General features: G+C 62.0%; 20 protein-coding genes. 6 read left to right on the top strand and 14 right to left on the bottom strand.

Annotated features, from left to right (window positions below; genetic code table 11):
• Nucleotides 1-21: 21 nt before the first annotated feature.
• From bamA to EN861_RS17555, 8 genes are all read right to left on the bottom strand, one after another.
• Nucleotides 22-2,397, bottom strand: coding sequence for an outer membrane protein assembly factor BamA (gene bamA / locus EN861_RS17590; protein ID WP_127277855.1), 2,376 nt, complete (start codon nucleotides 2,395-2,397; stop codon nucleotides 22-24).
• Between the two features lie 217 nt (nucleotides 2,398-2,614).
• Nucleotides 2,615-3,757: an RIP metalloprotease RseP gene (rseP, locus tag EN861_RS17585; RefSeq protein ID WP_127277854.1), complete on the bottom strand. Its 1,143-nt coding sequence runs from the start codon at nucleotides 3,755-3,757 to the stop codon at nucleotides 2,615-2,617.
• A gap of 97 nt (nucleotides 3,758-3,854) precedes the next feature.
• Nucleotides 3,855-4,670 (bottom strand): phosphatidate cytidylyltransferase, encoded by an 816-nt coding sequence (locus EN861_RS17580; RefSeq protein ID WP_135864622.1) that lies wholly within the window; start codon nucleotides 4,668-4,670, stop codon nucleotides 3,855-3,857.
• A complete protein-coding gene (locus tag EN861_RS17575; protein ID WP_127277852.1) occupies nucleotides 4,667-5,401 on the bottom strand; it encodes an isoprenyl transferase in 735 nt (244 codons plus the stop codon). The genes EN861_RS17580 and EN861_RS17575 overlap by 4 nt, the downstream gene beginning before the upstream one ends.
• A 32-nt stretch (nucleotides 5,402-5,433) precedes the next feature.
• On the bottom strand, nucleotides 5,434-5,988 hold the full coding sequence (frr, locus tag EN861_RS17570) for a ribosome recycling factor (protein ID WP_027142617.1): 555 nt from the start codon (nucleotides 5,986-5,988) through the stop codon (nucleotides 5,434-5,436).
• Nucleotides 5,989-6,096: 108 nt separating this feature from the next.
• Complete coding sequence (pyrH, locus tag EN861_RS17565; RefSeq protein WP_027142616.1) at nucleotides 6,097-6,819, bottom strand: UMP kinase; 723 nt, start codon at nucleotides 6,817-6,819, stop codon at nucleotides 6,097-6,099.
• Between the two features lie 153 nt (nucleotides 6,820-6,972).
• The gene (locus EN861_RS17560) at nucleotides 6,973-8,082 is read right to left on the bottom strand and encodes an aldo/keto reductase (protein WP_127277851.1); all 1,110 of its coding nucleotides are present in this window, start codon (nucleotides 8,080-8,082) and stop codon (nucleotides 6,973-6,975) included.
• Nucleotides 8,083-8,117: 35 nt separating this feature from the next.
• A complete protein-coding gene (locus EN861_RS17555; protein ID WP_127872489.1) occupies nucleotides 8,118-8,645 on the bottom strand; it encodes a nuclear transport factor 2 family protein in 528 nt (175 codons plus the stop codon).
• 116 nt (nucleotides 8,646-8,761) lie between these two features.
• Here EN861_RS17555 and EN861_RS17550 point away from each other — a divergent pair, with 116 nt between their 5' ends.
• Nucleotides 8,762-9,697: a LysR family transcriptional regulator gene (locus tag EN861_RS17550; protein ID WP_135864620.1), complete on the top strand. Its 936-nt coding sequence runs from the start codon at nucleotides 8,762-8,764 to the stop codon at nucleotides 9,695-9,697.
• A gap of 13 nt (nucleotides 9,698-9,710) precedes the next feature.
• Here EN861_RS17550 and tsf read toward each other — a convergent pair whose 3' ends face one another.
• The 5 genes from tsf to EN861_RS17525 form a co-directional block, all read right to left on the bottom strand.
• On the bottom strand, nucleotides 9,711-10,631 hold the full coding sequence (tsf, locus tag EN861_RS17545) for a translation elongation factor Ts (RefSeq protein WP_027142611.1): 921 nt from the start codon (nucleotides 10,629-10,631) through the stop codon (nucleotides 9,711-9,713).
• Between the two features lie 110 nt (nucleotides 10,632-10,741).
• Nucleotides 10,742-11,524 (bottom strand): 30S ribosomal protein S2, encoded by a 783-nt coding sequence (gene rpsB / locus EN861_RS17540; protein WP_023777441.1) that lies wholly within the window; start codon nucleotides 11,522-11,524, stop codon nucleotides 10,742-10,744.
• 177 nt (nucleotides 11,525-11,701) lie between these two features.
• Entirely contained in the window at nucleotides 11,702-12,313 is a 612-nt protein-coding gene (locus EN861_RS17535) for a LysE family translocator (protein ID WP_135864618.1), read from the bottom strand.
• A complete protein-coding gene (locus EN861_RS17530) occupies nucleotides 12,310-12,588 on the bottom strand; it encodes a DUF4031 domain-containing protein (protein WP_127277856.1) in 279 nt (92 codons plus the stop codon). Before EN861_RS17530 ends, EN861_RS17535 begins: the two co-directional genes overlap by 4 nt.
• 36 nt (nucleotides 12,589-12,624) lie before the next feature.
• Complete coding sequence (locus EN861_RS17525; RefSeq protein ID WP_135864616.1) at nucleotides 12,625-13,455, bottom strand: cell envelope integrity EipB family protein; 831 nt, start codon at nucleotides 13,453-13,455, stop codon at nucleotides 12,625-12,627.
• A 138-nt stretch (nucleotides 13,456-13,593) separates the two neighbouring features.
• On the opposite strand from EN861_RS17525, the gene EN861_RS17520 reads away from it, so the two are divergent.
• The 5 genes from EN861_RS17520 (at nucleotide 13,594) to EN861_RS17500 (ending at nucleotide 18,001) form a co-directional block, all read left to right on the top strand.
• Nucleotides 13,594-14,058 (top strand): RidA family protein, encoded by a 465-nt coding sequence (locus EN861_RS17520; protein WP_135864613.1) that lies wholly within the window; start codon nucleotides 13,594-13,596, stop codon nucleotides 14,056-14,058.
• 14 nt (nucleotides 14,059-14,072) lie between these two features.
• A complete protein-coding gene (locus EN861_RS17515) occupies nucleotides 14,073-14,801 on the top strand; it encodes a glycerophosphodiester phosphodiesterase (protein ID WP_127872564.1) in 729 nt (242 codons plus the stop codon).
• 55 nt (nucleotides 14,802-14,856) lie between these two features.
• The gene (locus EN861_RS17510; protein ID WP_135864611.1) at nucleotides 14,857-16,071 is read left to right on the top strand and encodes a GNAT family N-acetyltransferase; all 1,215 of its coding nucleotides are present in this window, start codon (nucleotides 14,857-14,859) and stop codon (nucleotides 16,069-16,071) included.
• 128 nt (nucleotides 16,072-16,199) lie between these two features.
• Nucleotides 16,200-16,634, top strand: a complete 435-nt coding sequence (locus EN861_RS17505) for an HIT family protein (protein WP_127278897.1) — start codon at nucleotides 16,200-16,202, stop codon at nucleotides 16,632-16,634.
• A 107-nt stretch (nucleotides 16,635-16,741) separates the two neighbouring features.
• Nucleotides 16,742-18,001 (top strand): phosphatase PAP2 family protein, encoded by a 1,260-nt coding sequence (locus tag EN861_RS17500; protein ID WP_135864609.1) that lies wholly within the window; start codon nucleotides 16,742-16,744, stop codon nucleotides 17,999-18,001.
• On the opposite strand, the gene EN861_RS17495 is transcribed toward EN861_RS17500, so the two are convergent.
• A complete protein-coding gene (locus EN861_RS17495) occupies nucleotides 17,956-18,597 on the bottom strand; it encodes a chloramphenicol phosphotransferase (RefSeq protein ID WP_245512045.1) in 642 nt (213 codons plus the stop codon). The genes EN861_RS17500 and EN861_RS17495 overlap by 46 nt on opposite strands.
• Nucleotides 18,598-18,637: the final 40 nt, after the last annotated feature.

The following is an 18,637-nucleotide window of genomic DNA, read 5'->3' as shown; positions in this document are numbered from 1 at the left end:
GGGAGCATCGTTGGCCGCCGATCAGAAGCGGGTCGATATGCCGAAGTTGAATTCCTGCACGTCGTCGCTCGCCTCTTTCCTGACCGGGATCGCATAGTCGATACGGATCGGGCCGAAGGGCGAGGCCCACATCAGGCCGAGACCGACCGAGGCGCGCAACTTCATGCCGGTAGAATCTTGATCGACCAGCCCAGTCGCAAGCTTGCTGCCATAGAGCGTCGCCGCATCGGCGAACACCGCGCCACGCAAGCCGAAGCTCTCCGGAACAACCGGCAGCGGGAACTGGGCTTCGGCCGAAGCGTTGAAGTAGGTCGTGCCACCCAGGTGGTCACCGCTGGTGTCGCTGGCAACCGGGCCGATACCACCATAGGCAAAGCCGCGGATCATGCGGTCGTTGCTCTGGAAGTGATCGAAGATGCGCAGGTCGCCGTTGCCATATCCCTCGACATGACCGGCCCCGCCCGAAAGGAGCCCGACAAGGTCAAGCTGTTCGGACAGCGTCTGATAGATGCTGCCCCGTCCGGTGATCTTCACGAATTTGGCATCGCCACCGAGACCCGCGACCTCCACGGTCGTGTTGGCGTAGATCCCCTCATGCGGGTTCTTCATGTCGTCGATCGTGTTGTAGACCAGCCCCAGGCTGACCGAAGACTTGATCCACGGACTCTGCTCGATGCCGTCCAGAATGGCCTGTGAGATGTTACAGCTGCCGTCGGGATCTCCGATGGAGGTAGGACCGCAACTATCGTCGACCTTATATTTCTCCTGCGAGATATTATACGCCAACTGGGTCGTGATGCTGTTGGTGATCGGCAGCCCGAAGCGGATCGTCGCGCCGGTGGTGTCGCTGTCGTAGTTGTTGTTGTATTCCCGCGTCGACCTGTAGATGTCGAAACCGGCAGCGATGCGCCGCCCGAGAAAATAAGGCTCGGTGAACGACAGGCTGTAGTCACGCGAGTTCTTGCCGCCGCCGGCCGACAGCTTGATGAACTGGCCACGGCCGAGGAAGTTGCGCTCGGTGATCGATCCTTCGACCGACGGTCCGGCCGCGTCGCCACCGGTCGAATAGCCGGCGCCGATCGAGAACTCACCGGTCGACTTCTCGACCACGTCGACGACCAGCACGACTTGGTCAGGGGCCGAGCCAGGCACGGTCGAAATGTCGACTTTGTCAAAATAATTCAGGTCTTCCAGGCGCTTCTTCGCGCGCTGGATGAGCACCTGGTTGAACGCGTCGCCTTCGCTGACATCGAATTCGCGGCGGATGACATAGTCACGCGTACGATCGTTGCCGCGGATCTCGATGCGCTCGACATAGGCCTTGGTGCCCTGGTCCACCGTGTAGACAACCGAGATCGTGTGGTTCTCGAAGTTGCGGTCGCCGCGCGGCGTCACCTGCGCGAAGGCATAGCCGGAACCGGCTACCTTTTCCGTCAACGCGATGATCGAGTCTTCGACATCCTTGGCGTTGTAGACATCACCCTTGCGGGTTTCGACCACCGATTCCAGCGACTTGGAGTCCACTTCCGGGATCGTGCTTTCGACGCTGATGTCGCCGAAATTATAGCGATCGCCTTCCTGGACGGTGATGGTGACCGTGTATTTGTTGGTCGCATTGTCGAGTTCGCCGACGGCGGACACGACCTGGAAATCGGCATAGCCGTGATTGTAGTAGAAACGGCGCAGCAATTCCTGGTCGGCGCGCAGCTTGTCTTCGTCATAGACGTCATCGCGCAGGATGAACGAGACCCAGGATGAACGCTTGGTGTTGATCACATCCGACAGGCGGCGGCTGGAATAGGCGCTGTTGCCGACGAAATTGATTGCCGCGATCTGCGTGCGATCGCCTTCGGTGACGTGGAAGACCACGTTCACGCGGTTGTCGCCGAGCTCCATGACCTGCGCGGTCACGCCGGCATCGTCACGGCCGATGCGCCTGTAAGCGGCCTTGACCGCCTCGACGTCCGAATCGAGCGTGGCCTGCGAGAACGTGCCGCGCGGCTTCAGCTGAACCGCTGCCTGAAGCGCGTTGTCCTTGAGCTTCTTGTTGCCCTGAAACAGCACCTGGTTGACGACCTTGTATTCCGAAACCTTGACCACCAGGGTCGAGCCGACCTGATTGATCTGGACATCCGAGAACAGGCCGGTGCCGAACAGCGCCTTGACCGCGGCGTCGACATCGGAGCTGGAGAAAGCCTTGCCCGGCTTGATGGTGATGTAATTGCGGATGGTATCGGCGTCGACACGCTGGTTGCCGCTCACCTCAACCCTGCTTACGACAGCGGCTTCGGCCGCCGATGTGGCAACGAACTGCACTGCGAACGCACCTGGTACGACCAGAGCGGCGGACAGTGCCGCCGCTGACGCGGCGTTTAGAAACTTGGATGCTGCCTTCATCGGGCTTAATAACCTTTTCTCGTAGTCCCCACGGCGAGAAAACCGGACGTGCGGTCATTTCCCCTACCGTATTAACCGGATTTTCCCTACACGCAAGGCTTCTGGTTAATTTGTATTTACTTAACCCTGTTGCGTGGCTTTCGCGTCACTCATATCCCCGTGCATGGTAAACGGCGTCTCAACATCGCCCATGCCCAGGCCAAATTCCTTCATGATTTCAGCACCCAAAGAGATCGTTCCAGAACACGAACCCCATGAAGCACAGCACCACAAGCAGACCAGCCCGATAGGCCATTTCCATCATCCGTTCCGACACTGGCCGGCGGATGACGGCCTCCACCCCGTAGAACAACAGATGGCCGCCGTCGAGGGGGGGAATCGGCAAAAGGTTTAGAATGCCTATCCCCACGGACAGCAGCGCGACAAGCTGCACCAGCCACTCGAAACCGAGTTTGGCAGCCTTGCCGGCCATGTCGGCGATCTTGACCGGGCCACCCAGCTGGCACTTGTCCTCGCGCCCGACCGCGAAGCGTTGCAGGAACTGTCCGGTGCGCTCGATGACGTGGCCCGTTTCCTCAACCGCCGCCGCGACCGCCCCAACGGGGGTGTAGGTGATGAGACGGGGTTGGCCGAGTTCCTTGTTGTTGACGACGCCGATCACCGCAACCTTGACCTTGTTGCCGAGCGCGTCCTCCTGCTCCATCAGCCGCGGCGACGCGGTCACCGTGACCTCCTTGCCGTTGCGCAGCATGACAAAGGTGATGGTGTCGCCGGCCCGGCCCGAAACCAGCCGCTGCACGTCTCCGAAAGTTTCGACCTTGCTGCCGTCGACGCTGACGAATCGGTCGCCAGGCAAAATGCCGGCCTTGGCCGCCGGGCTGTCGGCGGTAACCTCCGCCACCATGGGCTCCGCGACATAACGCCCATAGGAGGCAAACAGCACGGAAAAGACCACGATCGCCAGCAGGAAGTTGAACAGCGGCCCGGCCGCCACCGTTGCCGCGCGCTTCCAGATCGCCTGGGTGTGGAAGGCAACCTTGCGTTCCTCGTCGGTCAGCGTTTCGAGCTCTTCCGATGTCGGCTGGCTGGAGGTGGCGCTCATGTCGCCGACAAACTTGACGTAACCGCCGAGCGGTATGGCGCAAAGCTTCCAGCGCGTGCCATGCCTGTCGTTGAAGCCGATGAGCTCCGGACCGAAGCCGATCGAGAAGGCCTTGACCCCGATGCCGCACCAGCGGCCAACGAGGTAGTGGCCCATCTCGTGAACGAACACCACCACGGTGAGCACGAAGAGAAACGGCACGAGCGTGCCGAGAAAGAGGCCTTCGGTGCTGAAAATCGCGTGAAGAATCTCGTTCAACTCAGGCCCTCAAGTTCTTCCGCGGTCGCGGCGTGACTGTGACATCAATCCAGGCGAATCCAAGGCACGTCGGCGCCAGATCGTGGCATGACAGCATTCAAATGGGAAACAGCCCCTGTGCCGGATGGTCGGCACCCGCAGAAATCCAACCGATGACGTATAGGGCAAGAGCGGCCGCGACAAGCCCGTCGACGCGATCCATGATGCCGCCATGGCCAGGAATGAGCACGCCGGAATCCTTGCAACCGTGCCGCCGTTTGACCCAGGACTCGAACAGGTCGCCGGCTTGGGCGACAACTGACAGCACCAGCGCCACAAGGCCGAGCAACGCCAGGTTGCCGGCGCCAGCAATGGCTGCCAGCAGAAGTCCCGCGACGACGCCACCGACCGCCCCGCCGAACGCGCCGCTACGCGTCTTGCCTGGCGAAATCGACGGCGCCAGTTTAGGCCCGCCGACAGCGCGTCCGACAAAATAGGCAAAAATGTCGGTTGCCCAGACGACCGCGAACAGGAACAGAATGGCGACGAGGCCCGAATGGTCGCCATCGCGCAGCAGGGCAAGCGACAGGCCCGACGCGCAGGCATAGGCAAGGCCGCCAGCGTCCCACTGGCCGATTTTGCGAATTCCCGCGCTGGTCGCCGTTATCGCAACCAGAATCACGACCAGCGGCAGCAGCCACAATGCGGACAGGCCAGCGATCAAGGCGCCGACGAAAATGACCATCAGCGCTTCCGGCAGCAAACCAAGCCCGTCGGCCGCGGCGGGCCGCGACATACGTGTCCACTCATAAAAGATCATTGCCGACATGACCGCGCACAGCAGCCGGAAAGGCAGGCCGCCAAGCCAGGTCAGGCCAAGGGCGACAATGGCGAGCACGACCGCCGAAATCACACGCAGCTGAAGGTTGCTCATCCCGCGGCCGGTCGCGAAGCGACGTCTTGCGGGTCCAGTCCGCCGAAGCGGCGCTCGCGGCCGGCATATTCGCGCAAGGCCTCGGCGAGGTGCTCGCGATTGAAGTCCGGCCAGTAGCAGGGCAGGAAGACGAGTTCGCTGTAGGCAGCCTGCCACAAGAGGAAGTTGGACAGGCGAAGCTCGCCGCTGGTGCGGATGACCAGCTCCGGATCGGGAATGCCTTGCGTGTCGAGAGAGCCGGCAAAGCTTTCGGCGGTGATCGCCTCGCTATCGATTTCACCGCGCGCCACGGCCAGGGCAAGCTTGCGCGCGGTGCGGACGATCTCGTCGCGCCCGCCGTAATTGAAGGCGATCACCAGCGTCAGCGAGGTGTTGTTGATCGTCAGCGATTCGGCTTCCTCGAGCAGTCCCCTGATGTCCGCCTGCAGCCCTGCCCGGTCGCCGATGATCCTGACCCGCACGCCGCTCTGGTGTAGCTCGGCAAGGTCGCGACGGATGAACAGCTTCAACAGACCCATAAGGTCACTGACCTCGGACTTCGGCCGCGACCAGTTCTCCGACGAGAAAGCATAGACGGTCAGGAAGGAGATGCCGAGACCGGGGGCGGCGCGCACCGCCTTGCGCAGCGCCTCGACGCCAGCGCGATGACCCGCGAGCCTCGGCATGCCGCGCGCCTTGGCCCAGCGTCCATTTCCATCCATGATGATCGCGACATGCGCGGGCGTTGTCATGATCTCGCTTTCGGATCAGCCAAGGGCCAACCCTAAACCTGCATGATTTCAGCTTCCTTGTCGGAAAGCAGATGATCGATGGTGCTGATGGTTTCGTCGGTAAGTTTCTGGACCTGGTCGGAACGCTTGCGCTGGTCGTCCTCGCTGATGTCGCCGTCCTTCTCCGCCTTCTTCAGGAAGTCCATGCCGTCGCGCCGCACATGGCGCGCGGCGACACGCGCGTTCTCGGCATAGCCGTGCGAAATCTTGACCAGCTCCTTGCGGCGCTGTTCGTTGAGCTCCGGCAGCGGAATCCTCAGATTGGTGCCGTCGACGATCGGGTTGAAGCCCAGATTGGATTCCCGGATCGCGCGGTCGACCGCGCCGACCATCGACTTGTCCCAGACCGAGACCGAGATCATGCGCGGCTCCGGCACGGTGACGTTGGCCACCTGATTGATCGGCATGGTGGTGCCATAGGCTTGCACCTGGATCGCGTCGAGCAGGTTGCTGGACGCGCGGCCGGTCCGCAGCGAGGCCAGATCATGCTTGAACGCCGCGATTGCCCCATCCATGCGCCGCTTGAGATCGTCGTACTCACCACTCATTTTAGTCTCCTCGACCCGTCTGCCGCGGGTTCACTGCTTCGGGGCAAGGCCCCGTGTTCGAGCCTGATTTCGAAACCCGGCTTCCCTTCTTCGGGATCAGGCCCCGGATCACTCGTCCGCGACGACCGTACAGCGGCCGCCGCCCCTCAGAATATCCCCGAAACCGCCCTTTTCGTGGATCGAATAGACGATTATCGGAATGTTGTTTTCGCGCGCAAGTGCAATCGCAGCCGTATCCATGATCGAAAGCCCGCGATTTATGACTTCGGCGTGGCTGATGCGCTCGAAACGCGTCGCGCTGGGGTCCTTTTTCGGGTCGGCCGAATAGACGCCGTCGACCTGCGTGCCCTTGAACAGCGCGTCGGCGCCGATTTCGGCCGCACGGAGCGCGGCAGCCGAATCAGTGGTGAAGAACGGATTGCCGGTGCCGCCGGCGAAGATCACCACCTTGCCCTGGTTCATGTAGGCGGTCGCCTGGCGCTGCGAAAAGCTCTCGCAAAGCTCGGGCATGGCGATCGCGGACAGCACGACGGCGTCGACGCCGATCTTGTTCAGCGATGTGCGCAGCGCCAGCGAATTGATGACCGTGGCAAGCATGCCCATATGGTCGCCGGTAACGCGGTCCCCGCCCTTGGAGGCGACGGCCACGCCGCGAAAGATATTGCCGCCGCCAATGACGACACCCACCTCGATGCCCAGCGCGCGCGCCTCGGCGATGTCGCCGGCAATGCGGTCGACGACCGAGACGTCGATGCCGAAATGCTGTTCGCCCATCAACGCTTCGCCCGAAGCTTTCAGCAGAACACGTCGGTAGAGGGGCTTCACCGTCATCTGGTTCCTCGAAAATCCCGGCGCGGCAAGCTCCGAAGGCGAAAAAAGGCCTCCTGCTTCGTCCGGCGGTGCTGTCATGACGGGTTGACCGGATACACGAAGGGCGCAGCGATGTCACGCCGCGCCCTTGTGCAAAATTCCAGGCTTTTTGGATCAATTGCTGCTGATGGCAACGGCCTCGCCTTCGACCACCACCGGCAATGCATAACCGGACGGCTTGTCGCCGGTCACGACACCGCCGGCGACACGGACCTGGATCTCGGGACCGAAATAGGAATGCGGGAACGGCGCCGGCGTGCCGCTCACCTTGTCCAGCCGCTGGCGAAGCGCGGGCGGTATGGAGAAATCGAGCGCCGCGAGATTGTCCTGCAACTGCGAAAGCCTCGTTGCTCCAAGGATGACGGTGGCAATTCCTGGCTGTGTCGCCACCCAGTTGAGCGCCACCTGAGCCATGCCGCGGCCGAGCTCGGCGGCGACCTTCTCCAACTCCGCCACAACAGCCCAGTTGTGCTCGGTAAATTTCTGGAAGCCTGGATGGGTGGTGTTGCGGAAGCCGTCGAGCCGGCCGGCATTGCCCGCTTGCGCCGGGCGGTATTTGCCGCTCAACAGCCCGCTGGCCAGCGGGCTCCAGACCATGATGCCGGCGCCATGGCGTGTCCCGAACGGCACGAATTCATGCTCGATGGCACGCTCCGCCAGGGAGTATTCGAGCTGCAACGCCGAGATCGGCTCATAGCCGCGCAGTTCGGCGATCGCCTGAGCCCGTCCGGCATACCAGGCCGGCACGTCGGACAGGCCGATGTGACGTATCTTGCCCGCCCGAACCAGATCGTCGAGGGTCCGCAGCACTTCCTCGGCCGGCGTCAGCCTGTCCCAGATATGCATGAGATAGAGATCGATGTAGTCGGTGCCCAGCCGCTTCAGCGAGGCGTCGACGGCACGCATGATGTTCTTGCGGCCATTGCCGCCGGCGTTGGGATTGCCGGGGTTCGAGTTCATGGTGAATTTGGTGGCGATCACCGCCTTGTCGCGCAAGCCTCGCTCGGCCACGAATTCACCGAGCCAGGTCTCGGCCGTGCCGCCGGTATATAGGTCTGCGGTGTCGAAGAAATTGCCGCCAGCCTCGACATAGGCGTCGAACATCGCGCGCGCCGTGTCCCGGTCCGCGCCCCAGCCCCATTCCGTGCCGAAGGTCATCGTGCCCAGCGCCAGCCGGCTGACGCGCAGGCCGCTGTTGCCGAGTGTGTAGTAGCTCATCGTCATTGTCTTTTCCGATCCTGATCCGGTTGGTGCGGGCGTCATTGGCCCGGGGTCGCCTTGACCCAGGGATTGCCGCGTTCATGCGTCATGCGGAAGGTGAAGCCATCGACTTTCCAGACGGAGCCAGAACGTGTCAGGTGGTGCTCATACGTGCCCCAGACTTCCCACAGCGGATCGCCATTGCCCTCCATCCGGTTCCAGGCATAGCCGTTCGACAGAACGGTCGCGCTGTCCGCCTCGAGAACGACCTGGTGATTGGTGCGCAGGTGCAGGCTGGTCTTGCTGCCCTTGAGATTGCCGGCCCAGGCGCCGATCAGATCGTCGGACGCAATGTTGGCCGCGGGCTGCCCGGACAGGCTGCTGAAGTCGGCGGTGACCCGATCCGCGAAATAGAAGCGCGCGCGCTTCCAGTCCTGCGCGTCGACGGCGCGGTCGATGGCATCGGCGATGCGGATGACCGCGCGTTCGTCCGCGAGCGCTTGCCAGCCGGATGGTTCCGCCCCGCCGGCATCGACCGGTGACAGCGCCACGCCGGCCGCGAAAGTTACGTGCTTCAACGCATTCATGTCTCTTCTCCTCAATGCCATCAGCCAACCGCGGATGTGTCGGCGACAATATGGATCGGTGTCTTGGCATCGATTAGATTGCATTGTTCGCAAGGACCATGCGATATCATTCATGAATGGATCGGGATCTGCTCTCTCATCTGCCTGTCATCGTCGCCGTTGCACGGCGCGGCGGCTTCGCGCTTGCGGCGGCCGAACTCGGTATGAGCCCGTCGGCGGTCAGCCATGCGGTGCGCCTCGTCGAGGAGCGGATCGGCCAGCCGCTGTTTGCGCGCACGACGCGCAGCGTTTCGCTCACCGAGGCCGGCAAGGCGCTGGTGGAAACGGCCGCCCCTGCCCTCCAGGACATTGCCGAGCAGATGGACCGCATCCGCAGCGTCAAGGGCAGGCCGTCTGGCCTGCTCAGGCTCAATGCCTCCAACATCGCGATCCCATTGGCGGTGACGCCGGTCGTCGCCGCGATGGCCGAGCGCTATCCCGACATTACGGTGGAGGTTTTTGCCGATCAGGGATTGGTCGACATCGTCGGCGAAGGTTTTGACGCCGGCATCCGGCTCGGCGAGATGATCGCGCAGGACATGGTGGCCATCCGACTGACGCCGCCCTTCAAAGTCGTCGTCGTCGCCTCTCCCGCCTATATCGGACGACGTGGGCGTCCGCGCAGCGTGGCCGATCTCGCGAACCACAATTGCATCGGGTACCGGCTTGTCCGCTCGGGTGCCCTCTATCGCTGGGATTTGACCTGGGATGGCAAGGATGTGGTCATGGAAACCAGCGGTACGGCCATCGTGACGGACTCGCTGGCCGCCATTGATCTGGCGCTCGCTGGCGTCGGCCTCGCCTATATGTTCGAGCCGCTGGCGCGCGCGGATCTGGCGGCCGGGCGCCTGGTGCAGGTTCTGCCGCAATCTGCGATCGAGGAACCCGGCCTTTTCCTCTACTTCCCGCGCCGCGCCGCGATGGCGCCGAAGCTCAGGGCCTTTATCGACACCGCAAACGAAATCGGCCTGACATCCTTGCGGACATCAGGCCGAAAAACACAGTCGCAATAATGCGGTAGGACGCTTACTTCTTGACCGCCGCAGCGACTTCCGCGGCGAAATCGGACTCTTCCTTCTCGATGCCCTCGCCAAGCGCGAAGCGCAGATAGGCCGTGATCTTGGCGGGCGCGCCGATTTCCTTTTCGGCATCCTTCAGCGCCTTCTCGACGGTGATATCGGGATTGAGCACGAACGCCTGCTTCAAGAGCACGACTTCTTCATAGAACTTGCGCAGGCGACCCTCGACCATCTTCTCGATGATCGCTTCCGGCTTGCCGGACTGGCGCGCCTGGTCGGAGAAGATGGCCTTCTCGCGCTCGACCGCTGCCGGGTCGATCTGCTCGGCGGTCAGCGCCATCGGATTGGTGGCGGCGACATGCATGGCGACCTGGCGGCCGAAGGCATTGGCGGCATGCTCGTTGCCGGTGGTCTCGATCGCGACCAGCACGCCGAGCTTGCCAAGGCCATCGGCAACCGAATTGTGGACGTAGGTCGCAACCGCGCCATGCGGAACGGTCAGCTTGGCCGAGCGGCGGAAGCCCAGGTTCTCGCCAATGGTGCCGACAGCGTCCTTGATGGTGTCGGTGACCGACTTGTCGGAGCCCGGATACTTCGCCGCAGCCACAGCCTCGGTCGTGCCGTAGGCAAGCGCCACCTTGGCGACGTTGGCGACGATTTCCTGGAAGGCGGCGTTGCGGGCGACGAAGTCGGTCTCGGAATTCACCTCGACGACGGCAGCTTCGCGCACGCCATTGTCGACGCCGATCAGGCCTTCGGCGGCAGTGCGGCCGGCCTTCTTGTCGGCTTTGGAAATGCCCTTCTTGCGCAGCCAGTCGACGGCCTCTTCCATGTTGCCGTTGGTCTCGTTCAACGCCGCCTTGCAGTCCATCATGCCCGCGCCGGTCAAGTCGCGGAGTTCTTTGACCTGTGCAGCCGAAATGCTCATTGTCGCCTCTTTGTTTCAAATGCGCCGACGCACCATCGAATCTCGACGGTGCGTCTGTTTAGCGTGCCAAAATATGAGAAAGATGAAGGCCGCAAGCCGGCCTTCGATTATCAAGCCTCTGGGGCTTCCGACGCCGGAGCCGGATCGAGCGCCGGTTCGACCGGAGCTTCGACCGAAGCGCCGATGTCGACGCCGAGCGCGCCCTGCTGACGGGCGATGCCGTCGATCGCAGCCTTGGCGATCAGGTCGCAATAGAGCTGGATGGCGCGGGCCGCGTCGTCATTGCCGGGGATCGGGAAGTCGATCTTGTCCGGATCGCAGTTCGAATCGATGATGGCGACGACCGGGATGCCGAGACGCTTCGCCTCGAGGATGGCGATCGCCTCCTTGTTGGTGTCGATCACGAACATCAGGTCGGGCGTCGAGCCCATGTCCTTGATGCCGCCGAGCGCCTTGTCGAGCTTCTCGCGCTCACGGTCGAGGTTCAGGCGTTCCTTCTTGGTCAGGCCTTGCGCCTCGCCGGCCAGCATCTCGTCGAGCTTGCGCAGCCGCTGGATCGAGTTCGAGATCGTCTTCCAGTTGGTCAGCATGCCGCCGAGCCAACGCGAATTGACGTAGTACTGGGCCGAACGCTGTGCCGCATCGGCGACGATGTCGGACGCCTGCCGCTTGGTGCCGACGAACAGCACGCGGCCGCCCTTGGCAACGGTGTCGGAAACCTGCTTCAGCGCCTGGTGCAGCAAAGGCACCGTCTGCGAGAGGTCGATGATGTGGATGTTGTTGCGGGCGCCGTAGATGTAAGGCGCCATCTTCGGGTTCCAGCGGTGGGTCTGGTGGCCGAAGTGAATGCCAGCTTCCAAAAGCTGGCGCATGCTGAAATCAGGCAGTGCCATTCTCATTTCCTTTCCGGTTAGCCTCCACGGACACAGGCATTTGTGGACCGAAATCCTCGAACGCCACCGGAGGTCTCAGCCGGATTTCTCCCGGGCAGACACCAAAGTCCGTGTGTGGAATGAGCGCGCATATAGAGGGGAAGTGCTGCAAACGCAAGCCGTGTAGCGCTTTAACGCCTAGCGTGCGGCAATCAGCGCTCCGGTGCCGATCATGGCGCTGCCGGCAAACCTGTTCATCAGCCGCATGCGCCAGGGCGTCCTGAACCAGCCCGAAGCCCGGCCAGCAAGCCCGGCATAGACACCCATGGTGAGGATATTGACGCTGATGACCACGGCCACCACCAGCAGGCCGTCGACAAATGTCAGCGTGTCGAGATTGAGAATCAACGGCATGATCGAGGCATGGAACAGAATCGCCTTCGGATTCCCCAGCGCAATGGACGCACCAAGGAAGAAGAACCGCGACAATCTCGTCGGTGCCGCCTGCGGCTCGTTCGTTTGCGCGGTCGAAGCCCTCCACATCCTGACGCCGAGAAAAATCAGGTAGGCGGCGCCTGCATATTTCAGCAGGAGGAAGATCCATTCGAATGTCTGGGCCAGGGCCACCAGCCCGAGCAGGGCCAGGGTGACCAGTACGGCATCGCCGGCGGCGACCCCAACGCCGGCTATGAAGGCGCGGAGGAAACCACGCGACACGCCATTGGTGATGACGGCGAACATCGCGGGTCCCGGTGTGGCGGCGGCGAGCGTGACAGCGGCGCAATAAGCAAGAAATGCCTTTAGTGTCATAGTTTGGCCTTTCCGTTGGGCACCCGCACGCGCCGGAAGATCGCGACGATCTCCTCGCGGCTGCATTCGATGGCGCCGAGCCGTACCGCGCGGTCGCGCTCGAAACCGGTGATGTCATAGTGTGGCGCCGATGTCCTGGGCGGCCCCTGATAGGACGAGCGCTTCACGCCAAGCCGCGATGCGAACCGGTGCAGCTCGTCGGTGTCGTCGGCCATCAGGTGGCACCAGCGATGGCCGGCCCACTTCCAGATCGCCGCATCGACATAGACCGCCATCAAGCCCGCCACGGCCAGCTCACTCGCGCATCGCCGCTATTTCGATACCGGGCAAGGCTTTGTCTGGTCGAACAGCGACAGATTGACCAGCTTGCCGGTCATCGAGAAGTCGCCATAGTCCATGACGAGATCACGAGTGATGCCGTTCTCGTGCAGCTTGAAGCTGATCCGGTATTCCGGCACTTCCTCGCCGTTCTGGGTGCTGTCGTCGAAATAGGCGATGTCGACCGGCCAATATTTGTCGGCGGCAAGCTTCGCCAGTGCCGGCGCTTCCGGATCGGCCTTGTCGGCCTCGGTCTTCTTGCCGACGACAACCGTGGTCGTCATCACCTTGTTGGCGTCCTCCGAGCCATCGAACAGGTTGGTCTGGTAGAAGTTTTCGCCTTTTTCGGCCTTGCCGATCAGCTCGACCAGATGTTGGGTCGGGAACTGGGTGGCAGCGAGTTCGAGACTATTCTTCTCCGGCTTGTCGATATCGACCTTCAGGCCCTTGGCATTCTTTGTCGCGACGCCCTTGACCTCCTTATCGAGGTTCTGGTCGACGAAGGACTTCGTCACGAAGGAAAACATCTTGCCTTCCGCGTCCTCGAACGTGGTGGTCTGCTGGTCGGTCAGCTTCGTGTTGTCGTTGGTCGCGATCTGGGTGACGAAACGGAATTTCACCGTATAGCCTTCGCAGGCCGAGCCGTTGAACTCGTAGACCATGCGGCCGGTGATGCCGGTGATGCCGGAGCGATCATCCGCCTTCTTGAGGGTGAGATCGTAGACGGCACGATGCGCCTGCAGCGCCGGTACGGCGAAAGCGGAGCCCACGGGGAACAGCGCCGACAACAGAACGGCGTGGAATGCAAGGCGCGTTGCGCGCATGAGGTACTCCAATCGTCGCGGCTGATGGCAGGCCGCAGGGAAAGATGGTCCAGCTTAAAAAAAGTCGTGGCGGAAGCGAGGCAAAAATAGCAATTTCGGCCCGGCCAGCGCGGCACCTTCCAGCAATAGGGAAAAGCAATGAGTGAAACAATCGAAAAGCGGCTAAGTGATCTCGGCGTGACGCTTCCTGTTGCCGCCGCGCCCGCCGCCAACTACGTGCCCTATTGCAGGACCGGCAATCTGCTGTTCACGGCGGGACAATTGCCGCTCAAGGACGGCAAGCTGCAGGCGAGCGGCCTGCTTGGCCGCGACGTCGACACGGCAAGCGGCAAGGAGGCGGCGAAATACTGCGCCATCAACATCCTGGCGCAAGCCAAGGCGGCACTTGGCGACCTCGAGAAGATCCGCCGCCTGGTGAAGATCACCGTCTTCGTGGCGTCGGCCCCCGATTTCGTCGAGCAGCATCTGGTCGCCAACGGCGCCTCCGATTTCCTGGTTGCCGCGCTCGGCGAAGGCGGCAAGCACGCACGCTCCGCCGTCGGTACCGCCTCCCTGCCGCTTAATGCCGCGGTGGAGATCGAAGCGGTCTTCGAAGTCGAATGAGTGAAGGTGCAGACATGACCGACCTCTCCTGGCTGACTGCCCGGCCGGTTGCCCATCGCGGCTTTCACGACATGAACAAGACGCGCTGGGAAAACACGCTTTCCGCCTTCGCAGCCGCGGCCGAACGCGGCTACGCGATCGAATGCGACGTGCATCTGTCGTCGGATGGCGTTCCCATCGTCATCCATGATGATGATCTGCAAAGGTTGACCGGGCAGGACGGGTTCGTCTGGCAACGGAGCGCCGCCGAACTTACCGCGCTCAAGGTTGGCGGCACGGCGGATCACGTGCCGACGCTGCAGGAAACGCTCGACCTCGTCGACGGCCGTGTGCCTATGGTCGTCGAGCTGAAAGGAACTCCCGGTCGCGATGAAGGCCTGGTGGCACGCGTCGGCAAGATGCTGAAGCGCTACAAGGGCAAGGCTGCGATCATGTCGTTCGATCACTGGCTGATCCGCGATTTCCCCAAACACGCGCCCGGCATTCCGGCTGGATTGACCGCCTATGGTAAGGACGCCAAGCTGATCGAAGCGCATTTCTCCATGCTGGCGCACGAGCTCTCCTTCACCTCCTACGCCGCCGGCGATCTGCCGAACCCGTTTGTCAGCTTCGTGCGCGAAAAGCTCAAAATGCCTGTCATCACCTGGACGGTGCATGACCAGCCGGCGGTCGACCTGACCTTTAGATATGCCGATCAGATGACGTTCGAAGGCTTCGAACCCGACTTGGTCAAAGTCGCCTGAAGAGGGTGCCCGAAACGTGACTTGTAGCGGCCCGAATGGAGCTTAAATAAGCCTCATGGATCAGGGCGACGACGGCGACGGACAAACGGCGAATGCGGACTATGCGATCCGCATCGCCGCCGGTATAGGCGCCTTTACCTGCGATGAATGGAATGGCTTTGCCGGGACCACGCGCGGCGACGCGGAAGTCGGCTATAACCCGCTGGTTTCATTCGCTTTTTTGAGCGCTCTGGAGGATTCCGGCTGCGCCGTTCGGCGCACTGGCTGGCAAGGCCATCACCTGCGGCTGGAGACTGCGCAAGGCAGGCTGCTCGGTGCGGTTCCCTGCTATCTCAAGTCGCACAGCCAGGGCGAATATGTGTTCGATCATGGCTGGTCGGATGCCTTCGAGCGCGCCGGCGGCCGTTACTATCCCAAACTGCAAAGTGCCGTGCCGTTCACGCCCGTCACCGGCCCTCGCCTGCTGGTCGGCAAAGGCGAGGATCAGGATGCAGTGAAGGCCGGCCTTGCCGCCGGGCTCAAAATGGTGACCGACAAGCTCGGCGTATCCTCGGCACATGTCACTTTCGCGCAGGAGAGCGACGTCGCGACGCTTGAGGCTGCGGGCTTCCTGCATCGCACCGACCAGCAATTCCACTTCTTCAACGAAGGCTTTTCCACCTATGACGACTTCCTCGCCACGCTTGCCTCGCGCAAGCGCAAGGCGATGAAGAAGGAACGGCGCGAAGCGCTCGCCGATGGCATCACGATCGACTGGCTCACCGGCAAGGACCTGACCGAAAAGGCCTGGGACGACTTCTACGCCTTCTACATGGACACTGGCAGCCGCAAATGGGGCCGCCCCTACCTGAACCGCCAGTTCTTCTCGTTGATCGGCGAACGCATGGCGGACGACATTCTGCTGGTGATGGCCAGGCGCAACGGGCGCTACATTGCCGGCGCCATCAACTTCATCGGCTCCGATGCGCTCTACGGCCGCAATTGGGGCTGCATCGAGGACCACCCCTACCTGCATTTCGAGGTCTGCTACCACCAGGCCATCGACTTCGCCATCGAACGCAAGCTGAAGGTGGTCGAGGCGGGTGCGCAAGGCGAACACAAGCTGGCGCGCGGCTACCGGCCTGTGACCATGCATTCGGCGCACTACATTGCCCACCCCGGCCTGCGCAAAGCGGTCGCCGATTATCTCGGGCGCGAACGGCGCGAGGTGGAGCGGATGGGCGAGTATCTGGAGGAGCATACCCCGTTCCGCAAAGATCTCGAGGAATAGCCGGCCTCATCGCGCGCTCGTCGAGGCCGGCATGGTCGATCTCGATCGATCTCCCCGCAGCTTCGTCTTGCCGCTCGGAGGCGGCTTCGTTACACCGGACGGCAAAGGCACACTCCGGAGCGTTCGCCATGACTGAGGCCTATGACACCGACAACATCTTCGCCAAAATCCTGCGCGGCGAAATACCCTCGCACCGTGTGTACGAGGACGAGGCTGTCGTGGCTTTCATGGATGTGATGCCGCAAGGACCAGGCCATACGCTGGTGGTGCCGAAAGCGCCGTCGCGCAATCTGCTCGACGCCGAGCCCTCGACATTCGCCCTCCTTTTCACGGTCGTTCAGAAAGTGGCACAGGCGGTCAGGAAGGCTTTCAATGCCGACGGCGTCACCATCATGCAGTTCAATGAGCCTGCATCCGGACAAACCGTCTATCACCTGCATGTCCATGTCATCCCGCGCTTCGACGGCATCCCCCTGAAACCGCACACGGGCCCGATGGAGAATCCGGAAGTGCTGGCGCGGAACGCAGACAAGATCCGCGGCGCCCTCCAGAGCGGATTTTAATCCTTTATAAACCGGCAGATCATGGTGTCGCCTGTATTACAGCCTGCGATTACTTTGTTCATACCTTTGCAAGCCTTTCCGGGGCATGTTTTCGCGGAGGACGGGCGATGCGGGATATTTCGGAAACTTTAGGCAGGCAGCCTGGCGCCAGCGCGAGCGGCGCCTTCGTGCATCTTTTGGCCGAATCATTTTATCGCCACCGCGCTATTCATGCGGTCGCCCTGTTTACACTCGGACTAAGTTTCATGATTGGCGCCCGGGTCGGCAACCGGCCGGATTTTGGACTGCTTGTCGAATACGGCTTCTACCTGGGGGTGTATTCCTGGGTTGTCGGATGTGTCTACGCGGCATTCCGCCTGTTATGGCTGGCCATTGTCGACGGCGCCACCTCGCCGCTCCGTCTTTTCCTGAATTCATTCTGGGAGTTGCTGTCTGATCGAAGGCGCATCGCCAACGGCGTGAACGGGCTGGTCGCGATCATGGCTTTTATATCCGGCTTCACGGTACTGAAAGGAGCGATCGCGTTGCTGGCGCCTTTCTCCTGGGACCAAGCCTTTGCACAATTCAGCGTCGGCCTGCATTTCGGCCGCCCTACTTACCAATGGGTCTGGTGGATCGTGGAAAGCCCCCTGGCCGTTCATTTTCTCAATCTTTGTTACAATCTTTGGTTCGTGGTGCTGCTCTCGGCGATCTTTTCAAGCGTCGCGGCGGCTCGCGATTCCCTGCTGCGACATCAGTTTCTGCTCAGCTTCATGCTGGTCTGGCTGATAGGCGGCTTCGGCATTGCCCTGATATTCTCATCGGCCGGCCCTTGCTATTACGCCAGGCTCGGCCTTGGCGATCTCTATCAACCGTTGATGGACGCACTTCAATCGGCAAATCGGCAGTATCCGATCTGGGCCCTTTCCCTGCAGGACAGGTTGTGGGACGGTTATCAGGGTTTGCCTTCGGGCAGCATGGGCATATCGGCATTTCCCTCCATGCATGTCGCGTCGGCCGTGCTCATTGCCCTCTATGCGACCAGGCTATCGGTCAGCCTTGGCACTTTGATGTGGATATTCGCGGTGCTCATCATGCTCGGTTCGGTGGTCCTTGGCTGGCACTATGCCATTGACGGCTACGCCGGCGCGCTTATTGCCCTTGCGATCTGGAAAATCACCGGCGCGGCGTTGTCCCGGGCGGACGCAAGAACTATTACCGTTTTGGAAGAGCTGTCCGGCCTCGGCGCGCTGCCACTCATTTGTTTAACGCCGCAACCGGCCGATGGCCTGGCCATGGACGACGGCGCTTATCCACGCCAAATCATTTGGGGACAATTGGATCAGGAAGACCGGAGCGCCGCAAAAGCCGGATCCGAAAGCCTCTGAAACGCCGTTGGCGCCACCACTCCCTTCAGAAACTGCTGGCGGATCGCATCCGCGCATTGCCCGGCACCGAGGCGTGACGTATCGACTTCCAAATCATACACGCCAGGCCGGTGCACTTCTCCCTGCCACAGGCGTACAGGCAAAGGCACGGGATCACCGGGCGCGCCGGTAACGTAGTTCCCGCCCGCGGCGCTGGCGGCGCGCCTTTCCATGATGACCTCGATCGGGCAGCGAACGCCAACAAACAGGACCGGCAGGCCGGCGAGCCGCCTCGCGCAATCGGCCAGGATGTGGAGCGGTTTCGAATAAGCGTCGTGGTGGCCGACATCCGCAACGACATTCAGCCCCAATCGACTATGCGCCGCGATCGATTCATAGAGGGCCGCATAGAAGCGCTGCACGAAAACTTCCAGATCGGGCCGCTCGCCGCCAGGGCGCAGGCCTATTCCGGGACGATATCGCGGCGGCGTGATCTGCTCATAGCTGTCAACGCCTAGATTCATCCATGGACCGTCAAAGCTCTCCCCGATGGCCTCGGCTATACTCGACTTTCCCGAACGCGGCGCGCCGTTGAGGATGATGATTTGCCCGGCCACGCGCCACCTCATTGTTCCCATGAAAAAAGCCCCGTTTCCG

It is taken from the genome of Mesorhizobium sp. M8A.F.Ca.ET.218.01.1.1 (genome assembly GCF_004791165.1).
Classification (GTDB): domain Bacteria; phylum Pseudomonadota; class Alphaproteobacteria; order Rhizobiales; family Rhizobiaceae; genus Mesorhizobium.
This window is presented reverse-complemented; position numbering and strand designations above follow the sequence as displayed.

Bases quoted from the DNA above. Each gene is read 5' to 3' on its own strand.
- EN861_RS17520 (WP_135864613.1), top strand. From the start codon at position 13,594: ATGAGTGAAACAATCGAAAAGCGGCTAAGTGATCTCGGCGTGACGCTT.
- EN861_RS17560 (WP_127277851.1), bottom strand. From the start codon at position 8,082: ATGACGATGAGCTACTACACACTCGGCAACAGCGGCCTGCGCGTCAGC.
- rpsB (WP_023777441.1), bottom strand. From the start codon at position 11,524: ATGGCACTGCCTGATTTCAGCATGCGCCAGCTTTTGGAAGCTGGCATT.
- bamA (WP_127277855.1), bottom strand. From the start codon at position 2,397: ATGAAGGCAGCATCCAAGTTTCTAAACGCCGCGTCAGCGGCGGCACTG.
- EN861_RS17510 (WP_135864611.1), top strand. From the start codon at position 14,857: ATGGATCAGGGCGACGACGGCGACGGACAAACGGCGAATGCGGACTAT.
- tsf (WP_027142611.1), bottom strand. From the start codon at position 10,631: ATGAGCATTTCGGCTGCACAGGTCAAAGAACTCCGCGACTTGACCGGC.
- pyrH (WP_027142616.1), bottom strand. From the start codon at position 6,819: ATGACGGTGAAGCCCCTCTACCGACGTGTTCTGCTGAAAGCTTCGGGC.
- EN861_RS17535 (WP_135864618.1), bottom strand. From the start codon at position 12,313: ATGACACTAAAGGCATTTCTTGCTTATTGCGCCGCTGTCACGCTCGCC.
- EN861_RS17500 (WP_135864609.1), top strand. From the start codon at position 16,742: ATGCGGGATATTTCGGAAACTTTAGGCAGGCAGCCTGGCGCCAGCGCG.
- EN861_RS17505 (WP_127278897.1), top strand. From the start codon at position 16,200: ATGACTGAGGCCTATGACACCGACAACATCTTCGCCAAAATCCTGCGC.
- frr (WP_027142617.1), bottom strand. From the start codon at position 5,988: ATGAGTGGTGAGTACGACGATCTCAAGCGGCGCATGGATGGGGCAATC.
- EN861_RS17555 (WP_127872489.1), bottom strand. From the start codon at position 8,645: ATGAATGCGTTGAAGCACGTAACTTTCGCGGCCGGCGTGGCGCTGTCA.
- EN861_RS17515 (WP_127872564.1), top strand. From the start codon at position 14,073: ATGACCGACCTCTCCTGGCTGACTGCCCGGCCGGTTGCCCATCGCGGC.
- EN861_RS17525 (WP_135864616.1), bottom strand. From the start codon at position 13,455: ATGCGCGCAACGCGCCTTGCATTCCACGCCGTTCTGTTGTCGGCGCTG.
- EN861_RS17575 (WP_127277852.1), bottom strand. From the start codon at position 5,401: ATGACAACGCCCGCGCATGTCGCGATCATCATGGATGGAAATGGACGC.
- EN861_RS17550 (WP_135864620.1), top strand. From the start codon at position 8,762: ATGGATCGGGATCTGCTCTCTCATCTGCCTGTCATCGTCGCCGTTGCA.
- EN861_RS17580 (WP_135864622.1), bottom strand. From the start codon at position 4,670: ATGAGCAACCTTCAGCTGCGTGTGATTTCGGCGGTCGTGCTCGCCATT.
- EN861_RS17530 (WP_127277856.1), bottom strand. From the start codon at position 12,588: ATGGCGGTCTATGTCGATGCGGCGATCTGGAAGTGGGCCGGCCATCGC.